This window comes from Mucilaginibacter sp. A3364, from assembly GCF_059690715.1.
The window spans coordinates 2,799,277-2,823,680 of sequence record NZ_JCAWED010000001.1; the positions used below are offsets into that span (position 1 = coordinate 2,799,277).

At 45.0% G+C, this 24,404-nt stretch carries 21 protein-coding genes; 12 read left to right on the forward strand and 9 right to left on the reverse strand.

Translation table 11 applies throughout. The annotated features are described in order from the left end of the window. Positions 1–12: 12 nt before the first annotated feature. The 3 genes from AC59JT_RS12435 to AC59JT_RS12445 all read left to right on the forward strand — a co-directional run bounded on the left by AC59JT_RS12435 (position 13) and on the right by AC59JT_RS12445 (position 3,162). A complete protein-coding gene (locus tag AC59JT_RS12435; protein WP_497399252.1) occupies positions 13–1,368 on the forward strand; it encodes a Gfo/Idh/MocA family protein in 1,356 nt (451 codons plus the stop codon). Between the two features lie 99 nt (positions 1,369–1,467). Beyond that, the gene (locus AC59JT_RS12440; RefSeq protein ID WP_497399254.1) at positions 1,468–2,511 is read left to right on the forward strand and encodes a DUF6807 domain-containing protein; all 1,044 of its coding nucleotides are present in this window, start codon (positions 1,468–1,470) and stop codon (positions 2,509–2,511) included. Between the two features lie 81 nt (positions 2,512–2,592). Then, positions 2,593–3,162 carry a hypothetical protein gene (locus AC59JT_RS12445; protein WP_497399256.1) on the forward strand — a complete coding sequence of 190 codons (570 nt, stop codon included), beginning with the start codon at positions 2,593–2,595 and terminating at the stop codon, positions 3,160–3,162. A 477-nt stretch (positions 3,163–3,639) separates the two neighbouring features. On the opposite strand, the gene lpdA is transcribed toward AC59JT_RS12445, so the two are convergent. Beyond that, positions 3,640–5,043, reverse strand: coding sequence for a dihydrolipoyl dehydrogenase (gene lpdA / locus AC59JT_RS12450; RefSeq protein ID WP_497399257.1), 1,404 nt, complete (start codon positions 5,041–5,043; stop codon positions 3,640–3,642). A gap of 111 nt (positions 5,044–5,154) precedes the next feature. On the opposite strand from lpdA, the gene AC59JT_RS12455 reads away from it, so the two are divergent. The 4 genes from AC59JT_RS12455 to AC59JT_RS12470 all read left to right on the forward strand — a co-directional run bounded on the left by AC59JT_RS12455 (position 5,155) and on the right by AC59JT_RS12470 (position 8,765). After that, positions 5,155–5,778, forward strand: a complete 624-nt coding sequence (locus AC59JT_RS12455; RefSeq protein WP_497399259.1) for an XAC2610-related protein — start codon at positions 5,155–5,157, stop codon at positions 5,776–5,778. 60 nt (positions 5,779–5,838) lie between these two features. Further along, a complete protein-coding gene (locus tag AC59JT_RS12460; protein ID WP_497399261.1) occupies positions 5,839–6,267 on the forward strand; it encodes a hypothetical protein in 429 nt (142 codons plus the stop codon). Positions 6,268–6,314: 47 nt separating this feature from the next. Continuing rightward, on the forward strand, positions 6,315–7,967 hold the full coding sequence (locus AC59JT_RS12465) for a M1 family metallopeptidase (protein ID WP_497399263.1): 1,653 nt from the start codon (positions 6,315–6,317) through the stop codon (positions 7,965–7,967). A gap of 72 nt (positions 7,968–8,039) precedes the next feature. Then, complete coding sequence (locus AC59JT_RS12470) at positions 8,040–8,765, forward strand: head GIN domain-containing protein (protein WP_497399265.1); 726 nt, start codon at positions 8,040–8,042, stop codon at positions 8,763–8,765. Positions 8,766–9,276: 511 nt separating this feature from the next. On the opposite strand, the gene AC59JT_RS12475 is transcribed toward AC59JT_RS12470, so the two are convergent. After that, entirely contained in the window at positions 9,277–10,311 is a 1,035-nt protein-coding gene (locus tag AC59JT_RS12475; protein ID WP_497399267.1) for a lipid A deacylase, read from the reverse strand. 10 nt (positions 10,312–10,321) lie between these two features. Further along, complete coding sequence (locus tag AC59JT_RS12480; RefSeq protein WP_497399269.1) at positions 10,322–12,040, reverse strand: ArnT family glycosyltransferase; 1,719 nt, start codon at positions 12,038–12,040, stop codon at positions 10,322–10,324. A gap of 98 nt (positions 12,041–12,138) precedes the next feature. On the opposite strand from AC59JT_RS12480, the gene AC59JT_RS12485 reads away from it, so the two are divergent. Then, positions 12,139–12,594, forward strand: a complete 456-nt coding sequence (locus AC59JT_RS12485) for a DinB family protein (protein ID WP_497399271.1) — start codon at positions 12,139–12,141, stop codon at positions 12,592–12,594. A 99-nt stretch (positions 12,595–12,693) separates the two neighbouring features. Here the strand turns inward: AC59JT_RS12485 and AC59JT_RS12490 are convergent, their stop codons facing one another. From AC59JT_RS12490 to AC59JT_RS12505, 4 genes are all read right to left on the reverse strand, one after another. Continuing rightward, positions 12,694–13,428, reverse strand: a complete 735-nt coding sequence (locus AC59JT_RS12490; RefSeq protein ID WP_497399273.1) for an EcsC family protein — start codon at positions 13,426–13,428, stop codon at positions 12,694–12,696. A 79-nt stretch (positions 13,429–13,507) separates the two neighbouring features. Continuing rightward, entirely contained in the window at positions 13,508–14,728 is a 1,221-nt protein-coding gene (gene odhB / locus AC59JT_RS12495) for a 2-oxoglutarate dehydrogenase complex dihydrolipoyllysine-residue succinyltransferase (protein WP_497399274.1), read from the reverse strand. 138 nt (positions 14,729–14,866) lie between these two features. Next, on the reverse strand, positions 14,867–17,668 hold the full coding sequence (locus AC59JT_RS12500) for a 2-oxoglutarate dehydrogenase E1 component (protein WP_497399276.1): 2,802 nt from the start codon (positions 17,666–17,668) through the stop codon (positions 14,867–14,869). 546 nt (positions 17,669–18,214) lie between these two features. Continuing rightward, positions 18,215–19,507 (reverse strand): DASH family cryptochrome, encoded by a 1,293-nt coding sequence (locus AC59JT_RS12505; RefSeq protein WP_497399278.1) that lies wholly within the window; start codon positions 19,505–19,507, stop codon positions 18,215–18,217. 172 nt (positions 19,508–19,679) lie between these two features. On the opposite strand from AC59JT_RS12505, the gene AC59JT_RS12510 reads away from it, so the two are divergent. Then, on the forward strand, positions 19,680–20,342 hold the full coding sequence (locus tag AC59JT_RS12510; protein WP_497399280.1) for an HAD family hydrolase: 663 nt from the start codon (positions 19,680–19,682) through the stop codon (positions 20,340–20,342). Positions 20,343–20,380: 38 nt separating this feature from the next. Then, positions 20,381–20,692: a Dabb family protein gene (locus tag AC59JT_RS12515; RefSeq protein WP_497399282.1), complete on the forward strand. Its 312-nt coding sequence runs from the start codon at positions 20,381–20,383 to the stop codon at positions 20,690–20,692. Between the two features lie 106 nt (positions 20,693–20,798). Here the strand turns inward: AC59JT_RS12515 and AC59JT_RS12520 are convergent, their stop codons facing one another. After that, positions 20,799–22,103 (reverse strand): FAD-dependent oxidoreductase, encoded by a 1,305-nt coding sequence (locus AC59JT_RS12520; protein WP_497399284.1) that lies wholly within the window; start codon positions 22,101–22,103, stop codon positions 20,799–20,801. Between the two features lie 86 nt (positions 22,104–22,189). Here AC59JT_RS12520 and AC59JT_RS12525 point away from each other — a divergent pair, with 86 nt between their 5' ends. After that, positions 22,190–22,714, forward strand: coding sequence for a YfiT family bacillithiol transferase (locus AC59JT_RS12525; protein WP_497399286.1), 525 nt, complete (start codon positions 22,190–22,192; stop codon positions 22,712–22,714). A 286-nt stretch (positions 22,715–23,000) separates the two neighbouring features. Beyond that, positions 23,001–23,321, forward strand: coding sequence for a DUF6686 family protein (locus AC59JT_RS12530; RefSeq protein WP_497399288.1), 321 nt, complete (start codon positions 23,001–23,003; stop codon positions 23,319–23,321). 68 nt (positions 23,322–23,389) lie between these two features. Here the strand turns inward: AC59JT_RS12530 and AC59JT_RS12535 are convergent, their stop codons facing one another. Further along, positions 23,390–24,403 (reverse strand): 2Fe-2S iron-sulfur cluster-binding protein, encoded by a 1,014-nt coding sequence (locus tag AC59JT_RS12535; RefSeq protein ID WP_497399290.1) that lies wholly within the window; start codon positions 24,401–24,403, stop codon positions 23,390–23,392. Position 24,404 lies beyond the last annotated feature (1 nt).

A 24,404-nucleotide genomic window follows, 5' to 3' on the forward strand; every position in this document is an offset into this window, starting at 1 on the left:
ATAATAATACCGATGGAAGAATCACGCCGTAAGTTTATAAAACAGGCATCATTGGCCAGTGCAGGCTTGCTGATCAGTCAGCCAAGTTGGAGCGCCAAAAGTTATAACCGCATTATAGGTGCGAACGACAGAGTACGCGTGGGTGTAGTAGGATTTTCGGATCGTCACCGCAGCTCGCACATGCCGTGCTTTATGAACCATTACAAAGAGTTAAACTTTGAAGTGGTAGCCGTATCAGACATATGGAACAAGCGTCGCGAAGAAGGTGCCGCCCAATGGAAGAGCAAAATGAATAACGACGTTAAAGCTTTCCGCAACAACGAGGAGCTTTACGACAGCAAAATGGTTGACGCGGTATTCATCAGCACCGCCGACTTCCAGCACGCGCGCCACGCCATCGAGGCTGTAAAAGCCGGTTGCGATGCCTATGTTGAAAAGCCATTTGCCGAGACCATGGAAGATGCCAAGGCAGCCATGAAAGCGGTTAAAGAGACCGGCAAGATCGTACAAATCGGTTCGCAGCGCCGTAGTGGTAGTAATTACCATGCAGCTAACGAGTTCATCCAATCTGGCAAGTTTGGTGATATTACCATGGTTGAATTAACCTGGAACGTAAACCAACCCGGCCGCTGGCGCCGTCCCGAATTGTTGAACGTTTTAAAAGAGCAGGATACCGACTGGAAACGCTTCATCATGAACCGCCCTTATGAGAAATTTGATCCGCGTATTTACCTGGAGTACCGTTTATTCTGGCCTTATTCTTCAGGTTTGCCTGGTCAGTGGATGAGCCATCAAATTGATACTGTACACTGGTTTACCGGCTTAAAACATCCGCGTAGCGTAGTGGCCAACGGTGGTATTTACAAGTGGAAAGATGGTCGTCGCAACTGGGATACCATTATGGCTGTGTTTGATTACGGACCATTGGATGACATGAGCAAAGGCTTCCAGGTAACTTTCGGTTCGCGTATGCATAATGGCGATGAGAATCCATCAGAGATCTACTACTCGACAGGTGGCGAACTGAACCTGATCACCAACAAAATATCTCCTAAAGGTGGTTTAACCGAGCGCATGGCCAAAGCCATGAATATGCAACCGTTCCTGCTGCCAAACATCAGCCTTAAAAATACCGAGGCGGTTGTAGCATCAGCCAATACCGGCGGCGATCAGCTAACTTCAAACCACGTGCGTAACTGGATGGAGTGTGTACGCAGCCGTAAAACACCTAATGCGCCTGTTGAAGCAGGTTACAGCCACTCAATTGCCAACATGATGACCACCGCTGCTGCCCACACCGGCGGCAAAGCTACTTTCGACGAGAAAACGCAGGAAGTAATGGTTAACGGCAAGGTATTTAAATACTAATATCTTGAATATCGAATAACGAATATTGAATGATGAATGTCGAAGTACTTCATCGTTCGATATTCGACATTCGGTGTTCGATATTCAATCCCTATTAATATGAAAGCACTAAAATTAACAGGATCGGCCTTATTAATTGCCGCTCTGGCAACATCTGCTATGGCACAAAAGCAGCAGCTGGTATCGGTAGTAAAATCTGCAAAAGATAAAAAGATAGATGTGCTGATCGGCGGCAAGCCTTTCACCACCTTCCTGTACCCGGATACGCTGGAGAAATCGGTACTGTACCCGCTGCACGCGGCCAACGGCACGGTGGTTACCCGTGGCTTCCCGATCAATCCGCAGCCCGGCGACCCGACCGATCACCCGCATCACATCGGCCTGTGGTTTAATTTTGAGAACCTTAACGGTCTTGATTTCTGGAACAACAGCTATGCTATTCCGACCGCTAAAAAAAGTCAATACGGCTGGATCCGCACCGATAAAATTACCGAAACCAAAAGCGGCAACACCGGTGTAATAGCCTACCACGCCAACTGGACCAACCAGGCCAAAGAAGTGATACTGGAAGAAACAACCCGCTACGAGTTTAGCGGCGATGCCAACCAACGCATCATCGACCGGGTTACTACACTAACCGCCGCGCAAAAAGCCGTATTTAACGACGCTAAAGACGGTATGCTGGGCCTGCGCCTGGCCCACGCCCTTGAAATACCAAGCAAAACCGACCAAAAATTTACCGACGACAAAGGCATTGTAACCGTAGTTAAAGCCGGTACCGATAAACTACCCAACGGTAACTACTTAACCAGCGCCGGCAAAACCGGCGACGACGCCTGGAGCACCCGCGGCGAATGGTGCAAGGTTTTTGGTAAAATGGGCACAGACTCGGTGAGCATCGCTATTATTGATCATCCGAAGAACGTGAATTATCCTACCTTCTGGCATGCGCGTGGCTATGGCTTGTTTGCGGCTAATCCTTTGGGCGAGAAGATTTTTACAAATGGTAAATCGGCTAAGAATTTGACTTTGCAAAAGGGAGAGTCGGTTACTTTTAGATATCGTGTGGTGATTAGTAATGGCAAAAGCACACTAAGTGTAAAACAACTAAATACGCTGACTGCGGCATTTGCAAAGAAATAATCACATTGCTTAAAAAATTGAAGCCTTTCCATTATGGAGAGGCTTTTTTATTTATTTTTAAGCGTAAAAAACTAAACCTTGATGAAAATACGCTTCGTTTTCTTTTGCCTTTTGCTGGCGTCATTTGGCTGTTCGCCTAAGGTGAAGGAGTTTACCATGCCTTTTTATAATTTCGGACACACAGCATCGCGTTTACAACCCATCGCATTAAGCGAAACAGACGTGGCTTTCAGGGTTTGGATAAATAACGGCACTTCCATAGAACGAGTAATTTCAATATCTAAAGACACCACATATAATACGCAATCATATTTGAACGAATTCGAGGTAGGTGTCAGAAGGAAAAACAAACCCTCCTATTACAAAAAAACACAACTGATACCTTATAGTGGAGTTGATAAATTTCTTACCCGTTTAGACTCCCTCAATCTGTTCGACATAAAAAGTCAAACACAAGAAGAATCCTTTAAAGATGGGTTTTCTCTTCATCAACCGTTCTCGATGTACGTTATAGAAATAAAGAAAGGAGATAAATACCATTGCTTTAAATTCTTTACTCGTTTTCCTTTAAAAGACACTCGTACCAACATATATACAGAAATTGAAAGAGTAATAAGACAGGAGTTTAAATACTCTTTCTACTTCAAATAACATTCTGTTGGTCCGGATCTGTGGTCCCGGACCCCGGAGCCGGGGATTTGCAATCCCCGTACACGCTCCACAAGCTTAACATAAAGCGGATTACAAATCCGCAACCCGGGAGTCCGGGATTTAAAATCCGGACTAACAGTATAATTATAAGCAGCAAGGCCTTTCCGGATGGAAAGGCCTTGCTGCTTATAAATCTCTTCTTGCGCTCGCTTACAACGAGTGCTTAACGTGGTCTGGCGATTGAATCGCATTACAAATGCTAAACCATATTAAGCGCTCGTTACAAACGAGCGCAAGTTTAATGAAAAAGAGGGTGTCATGCTGAGCTCCGTCGAAGCATGTGGGCAAAGGCCTCTACGCTCATGCTTCGACGGAGCTCAGCATGACAGGCCACTACCCCACTTCAACACAAAAAGGCCTCTCCATCTGGAAAGGCCTTTGTATTCAAACTGCTAACTTAAAACTGCTAATTGCACACTAAATATGTATCGCCCTATTCTCCGTAGCCGCTAAGCACGCTTCGCGCATAGCTTCGGTATAGGTTGGGTGGGCGTGGCTCATGCGGGCTACGTCTTCGGCGCTGGCGCGATATTCCATGGCCACTACGGCCTCGGCTATCATATCCGCCGCACGCGGACCAATCATATGTACACCCAGTATCTCATCAGTAGCGGCATCGGCCAAAACTTTAACAAAGCCATCCAGATCGCCGCTGGCTACTGCCCTGCCGCTGGCGCGGAACGGGAACGAACCTGTTTTGTATTTCACGCCTTTTTCTTTCAACTGCTCCTCGGTTTGGCCTACGGCAGCAACTTCAGGCCAGGTATAAACAACACCCGGTATCAGGTTGTAGTTAATGTGTGGTTTTTGGCCTACGATCTGTTCGGCTACTAAAGTACCCTCTTCTTCGGCTTTGTGGGCCAGCATGGCACCTTTTACCACGTCGCCAATGGCGTAAACGCCCGGAACGCTGGTTTGCATATGGTCGTCAACCGTAATTTTACGGCCACGCTCTTCAACGGTAATACCAATTTTATCTAAACCTAAACCATCGGTATAAGCCACACGACCAACAGCTACCAGGCAGTAATCGCCTTTCAGCTCTTTTTTATCGCCGTTAGGGGCGTCAAATGTTACGGTAACTTCATTGCCTTTAACTTTGGCGCCGGTTACCTTGTGGTTAAGGTAAAACTCCATGCCTTGTTTGGCCAATACTTTTTGCAGCTCTTTACCTAAAGCTTTATCCATGGTTGGGATAATACCATCCATAAACTCAATTACCGATACCTTAGCACCCAAACGCGCGTATACCGAACCTAACTCCAGGCCGATAACGCCACCACCAATTAATATCAGGTGTTTAGGCACTTCGGTTAGGGTTAAAGCTTCGGTTGAAGTGATAATACGTTTTTTGTCGATCTGGAGGAACGGCAGGCTTGATGGTTTTGAGCCGGTGGCGATGATCACGTTTTTAGCGGTCAGCTCTTCGGTTTTACCATCGGCAGCGGTAACAATAACGGTATTTTTATCTTTAAACGAACCCATACCCTGGTACGGGGTTATTTTATTTTTTTTGAACAGGAATGCAATACCCGCGGTGTTTTTAGCTACCACATCGGCTTTGCGTTTTATCATCTGGCCAAAATCAAGCTTAATATCTTTTACATTGATACCATGCGTTGCAAAAGCGTGAACGGCATTGTGGTAATGTTCAGACGAGTCCAGCAGCGCCTTTGATGGGATACAACCCACGTTTAAGCAGGTGCCACCATAGGTAGCATATTTTTCAACGATAGCTGTTTTTAAACCTAGTTGGGCACAACGTATAGCGGCTACATAACCACCCGGGCCCGAACCTATAACGATAACATCATATTGCATAGTGAGTGTATTTTTTATTGCGTGGCAAAGTTAAGGGTTTTAGGCATTAGGGGTTAGTTAATTAGCGTTTTTTGACTAATAAAAGCACCTTTTTAGTATTTTTATTACAAAATGACAACACGCCTATTACTAAGCCTTATTTTAATTGTATACAGCCAAAGCGCTCCGCTACTGAAGGAGTGTGTTTATACAGGGCTTTCTAAAACTTTTACTTTTAAAGTAAGCACTGTTGTATTGCGGAAGGATCACGCCGATGAAATATTCCCTACCAGGAATATTAGTCTGTACATCTACAAAAAAGATAAAACTTTAGTTCAAAAAATAAGCTTTACTGCCGAATCGTTATTTGAGGATGTTTTCAAAAGCGATAAAACCTCGCGCTCATACATCACCGGACAAAATAAAGCGGCCGAAGTGCTTGATTATGATTATGGTGATTTGATCATTGCCGATCTGAACTTTGACGGCAGGGAAGACATTGTCATCAAATATGATTCGGGTGGTAACGGTGGTCCGTTTTATCGCTTTTATCTCCAAAACCCGGATGGAAAATTTACGCTTGATCATTATCTGACCAAACAAGTCGAATCATTCCCCGCTCAAATAAATAACAAACAAAAAACTATCGAAACGCAAATACACGCCAATGTACACCAGGAAAGAGGTACTATTTATAAATACAATACATCAACAAAAAAATGGCGAATTGTAAAAAGCTACCTTATTAGTTATTAAATAACTGCAACGCGCTTAAACAAAACTTGTCTTATCAATCATTATACATTCCATTTTTGTATGAAAAAACTGATCTTATTATTCCTCATTTCCATGAGCACCATAATTAATGCGCGGGCGCAGAAATTGTACGGCGTTACCGCAGATGGATTGAAAGCCAGGGCCATTGGTTTGCTGGAAAACAATAAGATATACACTTTAGATTTTTATGGTTTTAAAGGCTGGGTAATTGGCTTTGTGCAGGATAATAAGATATACAATACCGACAGCTATCAGCTTAAAAACAAAGTGGTGGGCATTATTGACGACCATAAAGTTTATTATGTTGATGAGTACAAGCTAAAGGCCAAAACAGCCGCTTTTTTAACCGGTGGAAAAGTTTACGGCGCAGATGCCTATCAACTTAAAAACACCATAAAAGGATTTTACGATGGCGGAGACGCCGCCGGCGCGGCCTGCGCTGCTATATTATTACTGTTAAACAGGTAATACCTGCCAAAACAATTATATTTGAAATACATATTAACTGATAAATAATGAAACCACTTCGCTTAACCTTGATCCTTTTAGGGTTTATTACTTTTAGCGCACATGCACAACTGATGGGCGTTAAAGAAAAATTTACCCGTGCCGATTCGCTTCGCGGCAACCTTACCCCCCTACGTACTTGTTACGATATTAATTACTATCACCTGGATGTGAAGTTTGATATCGACAAAAAATTCATCAGCGGCAGCAACCAGTTTAAATTTACGGCCACGCAGGATTTTACCGATCTGCAGTTTGACCTGTTTGATAATCTTAAAATTGAAAAGATAGTTTACAAAGGTAAAGAGCTGCCTTACAAGCGCGAGTTTAATGCCGTGTTTGTAACCTTCCCCAAAATAAACAAAGGCAGTAAAGACGAGTTTACCGTGTTTTACTCGGGCAACCCGGTTGTAGCCAAAAACGCCCCATGGGATGGCGGCGTGGTTTATACGCAGGATTCGTTAAAACGCCCTTATGTAGCTACGGCTTGCCAGGGTATGGGTGCCAGCGTTTGGTGGCCAACTAAAGATCACCAGGCCGATGAGGTGGATAGTATGATGATCAGCATAAGCGTACCTAAAGGTTTAAAAGATGTATCGAACGGGAGGTTACGTAAAACTACCGACCTGAAAAACGGCTATACCCGTTTTGATTGGTTTGTAGCCAACCCTATAAACAACTATGATGTAGCCGCTAACATTGCCAATTACGAGCACATTAGCGACAGCTATGCAGGCGAAAAAGGCAAACTGACTTTGGATTACTGGGTGCTAAGCTACAACGTGGCCAAAGCCAAAAAACAGTTTGATGCCAACGTAAAACCCATGCTAAAATCCTTCGAATATTGGTTTGGCCCTTACCCTTGGTACGAGGATGGCTATAAACTGGTAGAAACCCCGCACCTGGGCATGGAGCACCAAAGTGCGGTAGCCTATGGCAATAAATATATGAATGGCTACCTTGGTCATGACCTGTCGGGCACCGGCTGGGGCATGAAATGGGATTACATTGTAGTGCACGAAAGCGGCCACGAGTGGTTTGGCAACAACATTACCTCGAAAGATATTGCCGATATGTGGATACACGAGGGCTTTACCACTTATAGCGAATGTTTATTTACCGAAAGCCAGTCGGGCAAGCAAGCCGGCCTTGAATATACCCACGGCGAGCGTGGCGGCATAGGCAACCAGGCGCCAATTGTGGGCCCTTATAATGTAAACAAAGAAGGCAGCGGCGATATGTACCCTAAAGGTGCTGTATTGCTAAACCAAATACGTACCATTATAAACGATGATGCCAAATGGCGCGACATTTTGCGTGGCTTAAACAAAACCTTCTACCATAAAACCGTTACGTACGAAGACATTACCGGCTATATCTCGCAGCAATCGGGCATTAACCTGTTACCTGTCTTCGATCAGTATTTACACTATAGCACCCTGCCTATTCTGGAAGTTAAAGTTGTCAATGGGGTGCCTATGGCACGTTGGATAGCCAGCGCTAAAGGCTTTGCCATGCCGGTTAAAATACGCACCAAAGGCGGCGAATACAAATTAGTAAATGTTACGGGCAGACCCGCGAAAATTGATATTGCCGGCCTTACTACCGATAATCTTGAGGTAGATACCTTTAACTTCTACATAGGCGTATTGGTTGAGTAATCGATTGAAAATAAAGTGTAACCCTTTGGTATTTCTATACGTCTCATAAATAAATACAAACCACACACCAAGATGAAATTAACAGTTAAGATACTTTTTGCCGCAATGTTGCTAACAGGCCCGGCCACCACTTTTGCAAAACCGGCTATTGTTATCAGCAACGAGCCCGCTGCCGAAGACCGTAATCTTTCAGGCTTTAAAGCCGTATCGCTTTCAGGTTCGTTTGATTATTATATCACGCAAGGCAGCACCGAATCGGTAAAAGTTGAGGCATCGGCCAAGTTATTGCCCAACATTATTACCGAAGTAAAAAACGGTGTACTTAAAGTGTACACCAAAAGCAATATTAAATGGAACCTGTTTGATAACGAAGATGTAGTTATCCGCATCACCGTTAAAGACATTACCGCTATCGAGCTTTCAGGATCAGGCGATGTGTTTTTTAAAGGCGGCCTTAACGCCAACAGCCTGCGCATTGCCCTAAGCGGATCGGGCGATATTACCGGTAAAGTAAACGCAAAAACGCTGGAAAGCAGCATCACCGGCTCGGGCGATCTGAATCTATCGGGCAAAGCCGAAACTTCGCGCGTTAGCGTAGTTGGTTCGGGCGATTTTAGCGGTCACGACCTGATCACTGTCAACACAGCCGTTAAAGTAGTAGGCTCAGGTGATGCCGAAGTATACGCAACAACCCGCCTTGATGCCAGCGTAAGCGGTTCGGGCGATATTCACTACAGCGGCGGTGCCAAAATGGTTAATAAATCTGTAGCCGGTAGTGGTGATATAAGCGGGCACTGACCTCTCCATAAATCCCTCTCCAAAGGAGAGGGACTTTGATGGGCATGAGTTTTAATATTTAAGGAGATACCGGTGGGTATCTCCTTTTTTGTTTGTTAATGATTTTCTTGCGCTCGTTTGCAACGAGTGCTTAACGTGGTCTTACGTTTGTAACGTTTCGGGCGTTCCCGCTGCTAGAAGCGGGCCGGGCTGTACGCTCATACGCCTGCAGGCCTTAAGCGCGGGGCCGGTATCCGCTGCCATCCCTAACGCTGAAAAGAAATTTCCCCGTAGAGACGCAATACTTTACGTCTCCTTGCATTAAACCCTTCGCGCACGAGTCTTGCCCTGCAGCAGCATGGATGAGACGAGACGATTTTGGCCGAATCAAGGTGTAGCAACTACTACTGACAAAACACCGCCACCAAAAAACTCAACTATCTGATAACAAACGCTGTAGCGCGCTACACCAGGTGTAGCGGTGTAGCGTGCTACGCATACGGCGCTACACTGCGCCCCATTTGCAGCGCTGTTATTTATCGTCCTCGAATCTTTTTATTATCTTCCGCCCAAGGTCATAAGTCAGGCGGAAAGCTTGCTGGTTGTCATTAGTATACCCCGGCGAAAAGTGAAAGCTGAAAATAAATTGCCCTTTAACATGCTTGAACAGGAATGGCGTATAAATTACATCCAAACGGTTATAGGTAGGTTTAGAGTAGTAGGAGTCGCCATAGATGATGTGACTGCCATCGCCCTTGTAAAATTCGTTGTATAGTGCAAAACGGCGGTACTGGGCATAAACGCTGGCGACCACGCCTTTTGGCATTCTGCCATTATCAAGCCCGCGTACGCGCTCAAATGACATCATCCCGCCGGCCTCGATAGAAAGCGAGTCCAAAAAAGTTTTATGGCTGAAATCAAGGCCCAGGCGAATTTGCCCGCCGCCGTTATCGCCAATATGGTCGGTAGGTAGTAAAACCTCGGCCCCGGCGTCGTGCATTAACAAAAAGTAATGCGAAAGGTAGAATGGGCCACTCAAACTCGGCCTGTACTTACCCGAAAACCCGAACAGAAATTGCTCGCGCTGGGTTTGGGTTTGGCGGCTCAGCCAGTCAATCCATATGGTTTCGGTAAAGTGCTCATTTTGGTATCGCGCCAGCAGGCCTTCCACGTTGGGGCGGTAATAGCGCAGGGTATCATTCAGTAAAGCGCGCGGGTAGTCGCTCAAAGTCCCCTCCCGCGGGAACATACCGGCGTTAAACTGCCAGTTTTTGCTGTTATGCTGATAGTAAGCAATCGGGGCCACGTTCACAAAAAACGGCTGTGCGCCAAACTCATGCAAGCCATTGGCACCCACAATGAAGCGGTTACTGTTATCAAGGTTCAACCCAAAATCCAAAGCCAAACGCGTACCCGAGTAAGTACGCGAACGTGGCACAAAAGCTTTGTACTCGCGATTGTCCAGAAAAGCCATGCCGTTAAAATTAACATCGAAACTTTGCTGGGCCTGCGCGGCGGCAGTGGTTAATGAAATTATGGTAAGGAGCAGGTATATTTTTTTGATCATCGTTAATTTGTTATTCAACTGTGAGTTTGATGGTTCGGCTGTTTGTGCTTCCAAAAAACGGCGTGGTACTGATAGAGAATAGCTGGTCGTACCTGCCCTTTTGTTGGGGTGTAATCAATTTAAATTTATAATGTACACTTTCACCCGGTTTTATGGCCAGTTGGTTAAAACCGCCGCTATCACGGTACGCATGTGCCATAGTATCCGCTTTAAAAAAGCTGCTTGCCAGGGCAACAGTTTGCTTGTAACCGCGGTTGGTAAAGTTAACGCTATATGGGTATGGGTTTGTAATGGTAAGGTCAATATCTTTGACCTCGCCTGGTTTCATAGTCAGTTTATGAAAATCGGTCTCTATCCTTACCTTTTGGTAGGTGCGGAAGTCATCTATCCAACGTGTATACCAAATTCCCTGCTCGTCTTTAAAAACCTTGCTGCTGCCATCTTTAGCAGGATAATCATCCAGGTAAAAAACGCGTTTACCCTGCATTTTTTCTTCCATTGGCCAAAGGTCAAACTGGGTACGGTGGTAAAAGCGCGAATCGTACGAGAAAGCCTTCAAAGTATTGTTATAGTAATTGTACTTGGCCGGATTCTGAAAACCATCATTCATGATCACATACGAGTCGCCGGCTTGCTGCTTTACGGCGCGGGCCCATTCCTTAATATGGTAGTAGCTTTTTATCTGGCCTATCTCGGTAACTATCGGGGCTTCAAACATTACCATTAGCCTGAATATCAATATCAGCCCCGCGTTAATAACCGCTCCTGCGTAAAACCAGGTTGGTATCTTAGCCAACTGCCTGAAACGGATCAGTGCCAGCATCAACAATGGTGCAAAGGCAATCAACGTCCAATGCGGCTGCGCCTCGCCGCGGAAAGTGGTAATGAAAAAGAAAGTCAGCGTACCAATGCAGTTTACCAGCAGGCAGCGTATAAAAGCATCTTTTATCTTGATGGTAAACGCGGCGTAAAATAAAAACCAGCCTACCAACGGCCCCGCCATTAATAGCTGACCCGGAATGTACGTGTAACTGTTCATTGGGTTGTAAACAGATACCGCGCGCTCATACAAATGGTAGTTAACGGATGGGTAGCCATGCTGTATCTGCCATAAAATATGCGGCAGGTATAGTACTAGTGCAATCACCACTATGCCCCAAAACGACCAACGCTTTAACAGTTTTATGTTAGACGCTATAGTAAAAGCCACCAGTAGCACCGCGTGGTATTTACTATAAAACATGCAAGCGATGAGCATACCCAATAATAAAGCCAGCGTCCATTTATCCTCATCAATATAACGTTGGTAGACATAGTAAAACAACACCGTAAAGAAAAACAGCGGCACATCGGGCGTGGTGGTGAACCCGTAAATGCTGAATATAAATATCCCCGAAGCGGTTAGGATAAACGACAAAGCATCAACAGCATACCGTTTCAGTATCAGCCATAAAATGTAAAGCGAGGCGCTGCTGGTTAATACGGTTACCAATCGCAAACCTAATTCATTATGCATTAAGGTGTCGCCCGCGCGAATGAACAGGGCCACCATGGGTGGATGATCAAAATATCCCCAGTCTAAAAATTTAGAGTATAGCCAATAGTAGGCTTCGTCGGCATGAAGCTCGAGTGTGAAAGCCTGGATAGCATTAAAAATTGTCCAGCACAATAAAAAGTACCAAATGGGCTTATCGGATTGTAGGTTCTTCTGTGCGGACGATGATGGCATTAATAATTGCTTATGTAATGCAAATGTAGATAAATTATTGCTGCACGTAATTACAAATGCAGATGTACTAAATTAGCCGCTACTAAATACTTGAACCCATGATAAAGGAACTTGAAATTATACAGAAACCGCGCCTGCATTTGCTGGAGTACATTAAAGACCTCACCACCGAGCAACTGAATAAAGTCCCGGCAGGTTATAACAACAACATCATCTGGAACCTGACGCACATCATATCATGCCAGTACAGCCTTTGCTACAAACGTGCAGGTGTTGAGGTTACTTTGGATGAACGCTTCTACCTACCCTATCAACCCGGCACCAAACCTGAAAAGTTTGTTTCGGCTGAGGAAATAGAGGAAATAAAAGCATTGTTTATATCAAGCCTTGATGAGCTGGATGCTGATATTGCTAACAATGTATTTGCCAACTATCAACCATGGACAACCCGCTATGGCGTTGATCTGCATGATATACTGGAAGGTGTAAAGTTTTTGCCTTTTCATGACGGGATACATACCGGGTATATCTGGGCCTTGAAGAAGTTGGTGTAGGGCTTCTTAACCTTACTTGTCATCCTGAGCATAGCGAAGGATCTTTTACGCTTTGCTAGCCGCTTTTATAAGATCCTTCGCTATGCTCAGGATGACAAATTACTGTAATTTATCTTGTTCCAAATCCAACCGCATCCTGTAACAATTCATAGCCGTTTCACCCAACTGCGCTATCAAACGATAATTCACCACAGCACCTACCGCGGCACCTATCACCGGTACCAACTGCGCCATTTTGGCCAGGTCAATATAATCTCGGTATTCTTGTTGGAAGTGTCGCCAGTCGAATTGCTCTACGTCGGCAGGTAATGTTTGGCTGTAATTATCCCAATTCGCCACCAGCTTATAAGCCTCATTACGGCTTTGTTGGCTGCTGAAAGCTAGTTGAAATATGTATAGGATATACAAACGCTCTTTGTAATCATCTACATCGTGACCGTAAAGCGCTGCAATATCAAACAACAGTTTTATTTTTATGCCGATAAGGATGGGAAAATCCGCCAGACCTAACAATATCCCACCGGCACCGGTTACCGCGCCTTCTATGGTTGCTGTTTTTTGATAGGTTTCTATCTCGCCTTTTATTAAAGCTTCACGTAATTGCAGGGATGAATCCTGCCGTGGCGACTGCGTGGTATGCTGCGCGCCGAACAGCACGCCCTTCACCATTTTTTCAATAATGGTAGTTATAGTGGTATGCCATTTATCGGGTAGCAGATTGTTTACTTTATCCTGTAAACCCTTGGCCAGCTTATTACCCAACGATGGCTTCTTCTGCATTTTATGCTGCCAGAATTGGAGTTGGATATGGGCCTGTTGCTCGTAGGTGGTCATGTTAAACAAGTTACAAATATTCGGCCTAAAACAAAAAAGCCCGGAAAAACCGGGCTTCTATATGCATTGTAAGGAATAATTAAACTCCTAATAACAATCTCGCAGGATCTTCCAGCAACTGCTTAACGCGCACCAGGAAGCTTACCGATTCACGACCATCAACAATACGGTGATCGTAAGATAAAGCCACATACATCATCGGGCGGATAACCACCTGACCGTTTATGGCTACCGGGCGCTCAATAATGTTGTGCATACCCAATATGGCTGATTGCGGTGAGTTGATAATTGGCGTTGATAACATTGAACCAAATACACCACCGTTAGTGATAGTGAAAGTTCCACCAGTCATTTCTTCTATAGACAATTTGTTATCGCGAGCTTTGGTAGCCAAGGCAACAACGGCTTTCTCAATGTCAGCTAAACCCATCGCGTCAGCATTGCGGATAACCGGCACCACCAGGCCTTTAGGAGCCGATACGGCGATAGAAATATCAGCAAAGTTGCTGTAAACAACTTCTTCGCCTTCTATACGGGCGCCAACTGCCGGCCAGTCTTTCAATGCCTCGCAAACAGCTTTGGTGAAGAACGACATAAAACCTAAGCCAACACCATGTTTCTCTTTAAATTTATCTTTGTATTTACCACGCAGGTCCATTATCGGCTGCATATCCACTTCGTTAAAAGTGGTTAGCATGGCAGTTTCGTTTTTAACGGTAACCAAACGTTTGGCAACTGTTTTGCGCAACGGCGACATTTTTTCGCGGCGCTCGCTTCTTTCGCCAGCCTTAACAGGCGCAGCAACCGGAGCCGGAGCAGCAGCAGGTTTTGCAGCAGGAGCAGCAGCGGCTTGCGCAGCTACGGCATCTTCTTTAGTGATACGGCCGTTAACACCTGTACCGGCAACACCGGCAGCATCTACACCTTTTTCGGCTAATATTTTGGCAGCAGCGGGTGATGGAGTGCCCGATGCGTAAGTAGTTCCTTTTTCGGCAGGAGCAGCGGCAGCAGCTTCAGCAGCAGGTGCGGCTTCGGCTTTTGCAGCAGGGGCAGCAGCAGCGGCACCACCTTCTTCAATGCTGCAAACTACAGCACCAATTGGCAATACATCGCCTTCGGCAGCGATAGTTTTTAAAACGCCTGCTTTTTCGGCAGTAAGCTCAAAGGTAGCTTTGTCTGATTCCAGTTCGGCAATGGCTTCGTCCATAGCAACGGTATCGCCATCTTTTTTTAACCAGGTTGCCAGCGTTACTTCGGTAATTGATTCGCCTACCGGCGGAACTTTGATTTCTAAACTCATTGTTTTTAGATTGTATGTCTTTTTAGGTTGTACGTAATACGTTGTACGTTATACGTGTTGTTATAGATAGATAATAACGCGAACGCTTTACGTGGTATTATAAAAACGTACCACGTAAAACGTCAAACGTAAAACCTATCAATCCGCGCCGGCAGTAGCCATTTTCTCGGCTGTTGCTTTAACGGTTTCTTTTACTTTTTTGCCTGCCGGCGATTCAAACGCTTTGCTAATGATGTGCAATTGCTGCGCGGCATGCTGTTTAGCATAACCGGTAGCCGGGCTGGCGGCCTCGGCACGTGCAAATACGTTGTCAAATTTCAAAGCGTCCTCTGTACGCGATTTGCGGAACAGGTATGGCCATGCCCCCATGTTCTCCGGCTCTTCCTGCACCCAGATAAAATCCTGGGCCTTGCTGTATTTAGCGCGGATGGCAGATAGTTGTTGCAACGGAGTTGGATATAATTGCTCCAAACGCACAATAGCTACATCTTTACGATCGTCGGCTTGTTGTTTCTCCAACAGGTCGTAATATATTTTGCCCGAGCAGAACAGTACGCGTTTTACTTTTTTAGCATCCGCGTTCGCGTCGTCAATCACCTCCTGGAAACCACCTTCGGTAAAATCAACCAGTGGTGATACGCATTTAGGGTTACGCAACAAGCTTTTCGGTGTAAATATGATCAACGGTTTACGGAACTCACGTTTCAACTGGCGACGCAGCACGTGGAAGAAGTTAGCCGGTGTAGTACAGTTAGCAATCTGGATATTGTTATCAGCACAAAGCTCCATAAAACGCTCAATACGTGCTGATGAGTGCTCAGGGCCCTGGCCTTCGTAACCGTGTGGCAATAGCATAACAAGGCCGTTACCGCGTTGCCATTTAGTTTCGGCACTTACAATGTACTGGTCAATAATGATCTGGGCGCCGTTAAAGAAATCGCCAAACTGCGCTTCCCAAATAGTTAAGGCATTAGGGTTAGCCAAAGCATAACCATACTCAAAACCTAATACGGCGTACTCAGATAATAATGAGTTATAAATGCTGAATTTAGCACTGCCCAAAGTATCCAGCGGGGTATACTCCTCGTCCGAATCGGCCAGGGTTACTACCGCGTGGCGATGCGAGAAAGTACCACGTTTAACGTCCTCGCCGCTTAAGCGTACGCGATGTCCTTCGGTTAATAAACTACCATAAGCCATTAATTCGCCCATGGCCCAGTCAAACACCTCGGTTTTGTTTACCATTTTGCCGCGCTCTTCAAACAGTTTTTCAATTTTCTTGAAAAACTCTTTATCCTTAGGCAGGTCGGTTATTTTTTTTCCAATATCCAGCAAAGCATCTTTGGAGATAGCGGTTTGTGCCGGTGTAGCAAAATCACGATCAGTTGCCAGGTGTAGGCCGTTCCAGGCTCCAGCAAACATCGGGATAGATTCGGTAAACCTGTCCTCGGCCTTAGCTTCGTTCAGTTTTTCCTGCAACAGGTCGCGGAATTCTTTTTCCATCTTCTTAACCGTAGCGTCATCAATGCTGCCTTCGGCTAATAGTTTGCTTAAATATACTTCGCGCGGGTTAGGGTGCGCTTCAATAGCTTTATACAATACCGGCTGGGTAAACTTAGGCTCATCGGCCTCGTTATGGCCGTAGCGGCGGTAGCATAAGATGTCAATAAACACATCGTCATGGAAAACCTGGCGATACTCCATCGCTAAGTTAATCACATATACCAGCGCCTCAACATCATCACCATTAACGTGGAAAACCGGCGATTGTACGGTTTTAGCCACATCGGTACAGTAAGTACTTGAGCGGGCATCTTTAAAGTTGGTGGTAAAACCTATCTGGTTGTTTATGACCAGGTGTATGGTACCACCGGTGCGGTAACCATCCAGTTTTTCCATCTGCAACACCTCGTATACAATGCCTTGGCCGGCAATAGAGGCATCACCATGTATCACTATCGGCGCTATCTGGGTATGATCGCCGTTGTATTTAAAATCAATTTTTGAGCGGGTTAAGCCTTCCACAACAGGGGCAACAGCCTCCAGGTGGCTTGGGTTAGGGCAAAGGCTTAAGTGTACCTTGTTACCATTTTCGGCTTCCACGTCGGTCGAAAAACCTAAGTGGTATTTCACGTCGCCACCAAATGGCGAATCCATATCATAGTTTTTACCTTCAAACTCAGAGAATATCTCTTTGTAGGTTTTCTTCATGATATTGGCCAGCACGTTCAAACGTCCGCGGTGCGCCATACCGATGATAAACTCTTTGATACCCAAAGTAGCACCCTTCTGTATAACAGAATCAAGCGCTGGGATCAAAGCCTCGGCACCCTCTAACGAGAAACGCTTTTGGCCCAGGAATTTCGTACCCAAAAAGTTTTCGAAAATAACTGCCTGGCTTACTTTGCTCAGCATCAGTTTTTTCTCGTCAAGGTTAAACGATGGTTTGTTTCGCACGCTTTCCATGCGGTTTTCATACCATTTAACCTTTATAGGGTTACGTATATATTTGTATTCAACACCTATTGTACCGCAATAAGTGTCTTCCAGCATTTGCAAAATATCGCGCAGTTTGGCAGGGCCAATACCTACTTCAACACCGGCGTTAAAAACGGTATCCAGGTCGCTTTCGGCTAAGCCAAAGGTTTCCAGCTCCTTACCCGGGAAGTACTTGCGGCGCTCGCGTACAGGGTTAGTTTTCGAGAACAGGTGCCCGCGACCGCGGTACCCGTCTATCATGTTAAAAACGTTTATCTCTTTTAAAAAATGCTCAGGCGTTTCGGCGCTGACCATCGGGGCGTCGCTTCCCCTTCCAAAATCAAATCCTTCAAAGAATTTTTGCCATCCAAATTCAACCGAACTAGGGTCTTGTTTGTAGGCTTCGTATAAAGAATCTATAAAAGCAGCGTTGGCGGTATTAATATAATTGAGGCTATCCATTGTAAACCATTCTTAAGAATAGTGCAAAAGTACACATCTGCACTTATAAACTTTAAATTTAATTTGTAAAATATTAACAATAAAAAGCGTGAAAACGAGGGAGAAAACGCCGTTTATCCTTTTATTAAATACAACAAGTTGGGTGCTTTGTTCTGAACTACTAATGCAACAATTTGGCAAAAAACTCGCGTACATAGCCAAACCCTTCAAAAAGGATGGCCAACAGGCCTATGATCAGCGTAAATTGTTCGAAAGAGTTCATATATCAAATATAATAATTGGCGGCAAATTAGGTATCATAAATACGTAATTTTCTATTAGAGTTTGGCGGGGGTGAAATTGTTACAAAACAGGAATAAATAGTGTAGGGCGTTACCCTCCTACGTCGGGTCAGGCTATCCGCTCATACGCCTGCAGGCATTAGGCGCGGGGCCGGTATCCGCTCCCATTAACGCAAGAACGATTTAGATTTACGAAGTTTTAAAAACTTCGTAAATCTAACCTATGTCAAGGTAAGTAATAGCCGCTATTACAATGACACAATAACTAATGACTAATGGCCACTTCCCCCGGCAACCAGGTATTGATAAACTCGCCGCTGGTTTCCAATTCGGCAGCTTGCTTATTCAAATTAAAATAACGCGCATCCTTAGCATCGGGGCTTAACCCGGCCACAAAAGCCCAGTTTCCCCAGTTGCTGGCGGGCGAATAATCAATCAACTTTTCCTCAAAATAAGCGGCGCCCTTTTTCCAGTCGATATCCAACTCGCGCACTAAATAGCCCGCAACCATTTGCCTGCTAAAATTGTTAATATAGCCCGTAGCATTTAACTGATGAATGCTGGCATCAATAAAAGGCACGCCGGTGTTGCCGCTTTTCCATTTTTCAAAAAGTTCCGCTTTTTCGGGCGACGTAGTTTCGGCCTGCTCATTGGTGGTAAAATATTGCCTGCCATGCTTTTTAAACATAAAGCGGAAGTAATCGCGCCATAAAAGCTCCAATTCTAACAGATCGGTTTTATGTACGCCTTTGGACTGTTCGTGGTTAGCCACGGCCCAGTACACCTGGCGCATAGAAAGGCAGCCCAGCGCCAACCATGGTGATAGTTTAGATGACCTGTCTATATTTTTGCCTTTTACAGGCTGCAGTTGATCAATATTAGTAAAGTATTCTTCCAGCTGAGCCAATCCCGCGGTTTCGCCACCTTTAAACTTGGTGCAGGCGCGGTTATCATCTACCGGTTCGTCCAGGCCTAAAGCTTGTAGCGTGGGCAGTTCGCCGGCATCCGTAATGGTTGGTGTATTAATAATTTCAGGCGTTGCAATGGTTGGGCGCACATTACTGTCGCGCTCTACCTTTTTGCGGAAAGTGGCAAAGCTATCAGGTATATCTTTTATCGGGAAGGGAAGATCTTCTTTATGGTATAGCGTATGACCGATGAAATGCTTCAGATTGAGTTTTATCTTCCATAAAGCGGCCTCTACCTGTTCAGAAATATCGGTTTCTTCATAAGCTACTTCGCGGTGATGATAAACCTCGTTAACCTGGTATTGCTCACACAACTGGGGTAATACCTCGGCCGGGTTTCCTATGCGAATGATCAGCTCGCCACCAAGCTTTTGCAGGTTAGCACGCAGATCGGCTACTGATTCAATTAAAAAGCGGGTACGCAAGCTGCCGGTTTTTGGCGCGCCGGCGGCTGTTTTACCAAAGTAATATGGGTCAAAACAATATACGGGCAGTACTTTATCGGCCTTGCGCGTTGCTTCTAACAATATCTCGTTATCGTGAATGCGTAAGTCGTTCCTAAACCAAACCAATATTGTTCTTTCGCTCATAATTGTGCCGGAGGGCTAGTAAGATCTGAGTGTTTTACAAATTTGCAATAAAAATGCTTTAAAACACCTTTTATAACCAATATTTGACATCAGCCCAACATTTTTAACGGTTGTTAGCCTAATACTGTTACAATAATTTATCTTAGCCGCTGCTCACACAACGCGCTACATTTTGAAAAAATTTGCAGTAATATTTGATATGGATGGCACCATGGTTAACAATACGCCATATCATTTACAATCATGGCAGGCCTTGTTTAAAAAATATAACCTCGGTCACCTGGCCCCCGAAACCTATTACGGCGAAATAAGCGGCGTACCCATTATGGATACCGTAAAACGCTTATTCGGTGCTGATATGGACGGCGAACCACTGCATGCCATCCATAACGAGAAAGAGGAATTTTACAAGCAACTTTATGGCCCTTATGTAGCACCTGTTAACGGTCTCGAAAACTTTTTGGCCGAACTGAAAGACGCGGGCGTAAAACTGGCCATGGCATCATCGGCCACTGTAAGTGATATTGATTTTATTTTAGATCGCATCCCTGTAAGGGAATACTTTGACGTGATCATTGACGGCAATCGCGTTAGCAAAGGCAAACCTAATCCGCAAATATTTTTAAAAGCCGCCGCCGACCTGCACATCCAACCCGAAGACTGTATAGTTTTTGAAGACTCACTAGCCGGCATTAAAGCCGGAAACGCCGCAGGCATGAAAGTTATTGGCATCACCACCGGCCACAAAGCCGAAAACCTGCAGCCAACAAGCCTGGTTATCGACGACTTTACTCAATTGAGCGTGCAAAAGCTTACCGCGCTTTTTAATAAATAATTGTTTACTACTTTAGCACCCGATAAAAACACAACACCATGATATTTAAAGACACCTTTGTACACCACGTTCATTTTTGGTTGAATGATAAGGCAGACCTGCCAAAACTAATTGAAGGCCTGAACAGCCTGGCCAACATCAGTCTGATACGCGATATCCACGTAGGCATACCTGCCGCCACCGACCGCGACGTGGTTGAACGCTCGCACGATGCTTCACTGCTTACCTTTTTTAACACGCAGGAAGAGCACGATGCTTACCAGGTAGACGCCGATCACCAGGTATTTATCGATAACTACGCCAAGCCGCTATGCGCCAAAGTTTTGGTGTTTGATAGTGTGAACGCGTAAATTCCAACTTGTCATTGCGAACGTAGTGAAGCGATCTCCGCCGACAATTATGCAACATGGCATGCGGAGATTGCTTCGTCGTTCTTCCGCGCAATAACATAAAAAATCAGTTCACAATCCTCCCCGCCATATCCACCGTACGGGCAAAAGGGTTAAGATACTTATTGGCCAGTATGGCAAATTCGCGGCGGGTTACCGGGCGCTGCAGGTCAAAATCAGAAGTAAACTTAAAATCGTTTTTCCAGGCGCGTTGCATGTATATTTGGAAATCTTTCGGTTCGCTTAGCGTTATTTCACTTATCAGCGACAGCAAATTGCCTGTGGTAAAATTCTCAGCAGGTTTTTCCCTGTTTAACCATAAAAAAGCACGACTGTATATCTCTGTCAAAACCGGTTTTATTTCTTCGGTTTTTACCAATGCATCGGGCATAAATAAAAACTCCTTACCGGCCTCATTTTCGCGCAACATACCTTTTAACATACCTGTTAGGCCTATTTGCTGTATGGCCCTGCTGTAAGGGTCTTTCTGGTCAATATCGGTAAAAGGCAAAGCATGGCCCGCAAAGTCAAGCAACTCAATTTGTATAGCACGCACTTTTAGGTTTTGCGTGGTAGTTTTAAAAAATGCGCAAAAGGCTGCGGCTGCGCCCACTCCTTCGCCCAGGGTTACTTCGGCAGGTAAATATTGGTCGTCGCCTACGGCTAAGGCTTTATCAACTATAAACAGGTTAGTCGCATTTTTAGCAACAACCGCATTTAAAGGTATATAAAACGCAGGGGATTGCGGATAACTATCATAAACGCCTGCTGCCTTTTCATTAGTTGTACCACCGGCTATCGAGGTGCGGTACAGATACTGGCCGGCTGTTTTTCGCCATTCATTATAAGCAGGTGGAAAACTTGCACCTACTTTACTTACCACCTCGCCGTTAGCCGTGGCATCTATCAGCACTTTGGCTTTGATGGTAGTTTTTTCGCCGTTAATAGTTACCGTAACCTTCCAACCCGTGCCGTCTTTTTCAACATCGGTATAACTGGTATTTAATTTTATACTGAGAAGCTTGACCGTATCGGCGCGTTTTTTCAGATCGGCAGACACATATGACGCAAATTGATCGCGTGTTAAGTCTTTTGTAGAGTCGGCGGTAATAAGGCTATAAAAACTGCTGCTATCAGGTTTTACGAAGGTGCGGTTATAGTATTGATCGGCAATAATGCGTTTCTGCTTACTATCGGCCAGCCATTCGCCGTTAACTAACAACACGGTTTTAAGTCGGCTGCGCGCGCTTTGTATAGCGGCTGCTGCGGCACCTGCGCTATTGCCTATTACCAGTACATCTGTTTTAATAGTGGCAGCATAGGTAATTGTTGTGTAAAGAAAGAGAATTAACAGGGGTAACTTTTTCACCATGTGCCTAATAACGATACAAAACGCTAATTTAGTGTAAAGCATATGTAATTGCCGAATAATATTAAGAAATCCTTAGTTTAATATAAATGACAGACGAACATCTACGCTGCCCTATTGGCCGGTTTGAAGTGCCGGTAACTTATACTGCCGAAGAAATACGGAAATGGATAAACGATATTAAAACACTACCGGGCAAAATGCGCCACGCGGTAATGAACCTTACCGAACCGCAACTGGATACGCAATACCGCCCCGGCGGCTGGACAATACGCCAGGTAGTACACCATACTGCCGACAGCCACATGAACTCGCTGATCCGTTTTAAATGGACATTAACCGAAGACCGCCCAACTATTAAAGCCTATAACGAAAAAGATTGGGCCCTGCTACCGGATTCGCGCCTGCCGGTTGAGCCTTCGTTAAAAATGCTGGAAGGTATACACCAACGCCTGGTGGCCCTGTTTGAAAGCTTTACCGAAAATGAATGGGACCGCGCGTTCATACACCCGGAAAGTGGTGCGACAATTACTTTAAAGCGCAACCTGGCACTGTACTCATGGCACAGCAGGCATCATTTAGCGCATATTACCCAGGCAGTAAAGCGCTTTTAACATCAAACCAATACTTATTAAAAAGGGAGGCTATTTAATTACTAGCCTCCTTTTTATTTTTATTTAACTGTATATCAACCCAATTACTATATTATTTATAATTATTCTAAATAATGTTTGGATTTACCAATACGGCTCGTACTTTTGTGTCATTATTTATAATCATTCTAAATAATGCGATTTGACGCTACATCTAATACGAAAAAACATAATTAGCCATTAAAGTCCTGGCACGACGCTTTACTTGTTTGGGTAATCGGACCGGCCAGGTACAAACTAAAACAATATGTGCGAAGCCAAAAATTTAAGTCAGCGGGGTATTACCATGGTAAGCCAGTGCATACAGTGCAAAACCATCAACATTTGGCACAATAACATTTTGCTGAATTTTACCCCCCAGCAGTTTTACGACTTTAAACACTTCGTATCCGAACTTGACTTTTATGACCGGTCACTTCCCTTCCCCGACAGGCAGGACCGTGCCGTACTAAAAACCCCGGTTGATCATATCAACTTTACATTTACCCTGGAAGAATGGGGTGACTTTTTGGATGCTATGGATGAGGCGCTATACATGCAGAAGGTTTTTGATTTGTTAGTTGATTGATCAACTTTAAGGGGTAGATAGGTTAATACCGACGGAGACACAAAATGGAGACACAAAATATTGTGTCTCTACAGAAAGGTTATCTCCACATCATCGCTGGCCGGGTGCCCGGTACACGTAAGCACCCAGCCTTGGGCCAGGTCAAGATCGGTTAATACATCGTTCACTGCCATTTCAACTTTACCTTTGGTGCACTTAGCTGTACAAGCCGAGCATATACCCGCTTTGCAGCTATAAGGCAAGGCCAGGTTATTTTGTAAAGCCGCTTGCAGGATAGATTGATTCTCTCCTACCTGCAGATCATGCTTTTCTTTATTGAATATAACACGTATCGTACGCGGTGGATAATTGAGTGGCGCGCCGCTAACAGCAACTGTTTCCAGCACAAAGTTTTCTTTACGGATCTGCATGGGTTGCAAGCCCATGTACAGCAAAGTAAGCCTAACCATACGCATATAAGTAAACGGCCCGCATAAATAAAACGAGGCCGTCGGCAAACCGTAATACACGTTTTGCAGCACTAGTTGCTCAGCGTTAACGTTGTTTAGGCGCTGGCCCTCGCTGCTTAGCAGGTGTATTATTTTTAGCCTGTCGGGATGTTGGATTTGAAGCTCCTCCAATTCATCGCGGAATAATATCACGGCTTCATTTTGATTGCTGTAGATTAGCGTCAGGCAGCTTTCTCCCTTTCGTTTCAGGATATATTTTATATGGGCGTAAATGGGCGTTATGCCGCTTCCGGCAGCGAAGAACAGGATATCCTTACCCTGTTCAAAATCCTCGACCACAAACTTGCCGGCAGGTTCAACCGCGTTTAAAATATCGCCGGGTTGCACCTTGGTGAGCATAAACCGGGAGATCTCGCCATTGGTAATGCGTTTAACCGTGATGGCTAACAAGTCATCGTCAGGCGTTGAGCTTAACGAGTACGAGCGCCGAACTTCTTCGTTATGATGCGTAAAAACCACCGTAATAAATTGCCCGGGCTTGTAGGCTATCTTCCTACCCGAAACTTCCGCCAGGTAAAAAGTAGCAGTATCCTTACTTAGCCATTGTATGCTTTCAACTTTAAGTTGCAGCATA

Bases quoted from the DNA above. Each gene is read 5' to 3' on its own strand.
- AC59JT_RS12440 (WP_497399254.1), top strand. From the start codon at position 1,468: ATGAAAGCACTAAAATTAACAGGATCGGCCTTATTAATTGCCGCTCTG.
- AC59JT_RS12460 (WP_497399261.1), top strand. From the start codon at position 5,839: ATGAAAAAACTGATCTTATTATTCCTCATTTCCATGAGCACCATAATT.
- AC59JT_RS12470 (WP_497399265.1), top strand. From the start codon at position 8,040: ATGAAATTAACAGTTAAGATACTTTTTGCCGCAATGTTGCTAACAGGC.
- AC59JT_RS12485 (WP_497399271.1), top strand. From the start codon at position 12,139: ATGATAAAGGAACTTGAAATTATACAGAAACCGCGCCTGCATTTGCTG.
- AC59JT_RS12490 (WP_497399273.1), bottom strand. From the start codon at position 13,428: ATGACCACCTACGAGCAACAGGCCCATATCCAACTCCAATTCTGGCAG.
- AC59JT_RS12535 (WP_497399290.1), bottom strand. From the start codon at position 24,403: ATGCTGCAACTTAAAGTTGAAAGCATACAATGGCTAAGTAAGGATACT.
- AC59JT_RS12455 (WP_497399259.1), top strand. From the start codon at position 5,155: ATGACAACACGCCTATTACTAAGCCTTATTTTAATTGTATACAGCCAA.
- AC59JT_RS12480 (WP_497399269.1), bottom strand. From the start codon at position 12,040: ATGCCATCATCGTCCGCACAGAAGAACCTACAATCCGATAAGCCCATT.
- AC59JT_RS12530 (WP_497399288.1), top strand. From the start codon at position 23,001: ATGTGCGAAGCCAAAAATTTAAGTCAGCGGGGTATTACCATGGTAAGC.
- AC59JT_RS12475 (WP_497399267.1), bottom strand. From the start codon at position 10,311: ATGATCAAAAAAATATACCTGCTCCTTACCATAATTTCATTAACCACT.
- odhB (WP_497399274.1), bottom strand. From the start codon at position 14,728: ATGAGTTTAGAAATCAAAGTTCCGCCGGTAGGCGAATCAATTACCGAA.
- AC59JT_RS12515 (WP_497399282.1), top strand. From the start codon at position 20,381: ATGATATTTAAAGACACCTTTGTACACCACGTTCATTTTTGGTTGAAT.
- AC59JT_RS12500 (WP_497399276.1), bottom strand. From the start codon at position 17,668: ATGGATAGCCTCAATTATATTAATACCGCCAACGCTGCTTTTATAGAT.
- AC59JT_RS12525 (WP_497399286.1), top strand. From the start codon at position 22,190: ATGACAGACGAACATCTACGCTGCCCTATTGGCCGGTTTGAAGTGCCG.
- AC59JT_RS12505 (WP_497399278.1), bottom strand. From the start codon at position 19,507: ATGAGCGAAAGAACAATATTGGTTTGGTTTAGGAACGACTTACGCATT.
- AC59JT_RS12465 (WP_497399263.1), top strand. From the start codon at position 6,315: ATGAAACCACTTCGCTTAACCTTGATCCTTTTAGGGTTTATTACTTTT.
- AC59JT_RS12435 (WP_497399252.1), top strand. From the start codon at position 13: ATGGAAGAATCACGCCGTAAGTTTATAAAACAGGCATCATTGGCCAGT.
- AC59JT_RS12520 (WP_497399284.1), bottom strand. From the start codon at position 22,103: ATGGTGAAAAAGTTACCCCTGTTAATTCTCTTTCTTTACACAACAATT.
- AC59JT_RS12445 (WP_497399256.1), top strand. From the start codon at position 2,593: ATGAAAATACGCTTCGTTTTCTTTTGCCTTTTGCTGGCGTCATTTGGC.
- lpdA (WP_497399257.1), bottom strand. From the start codon at position 5,043: ATGCAATATGATGTTATCGTTATAGGTTCGGGCCCGGGTGGTTATGTA.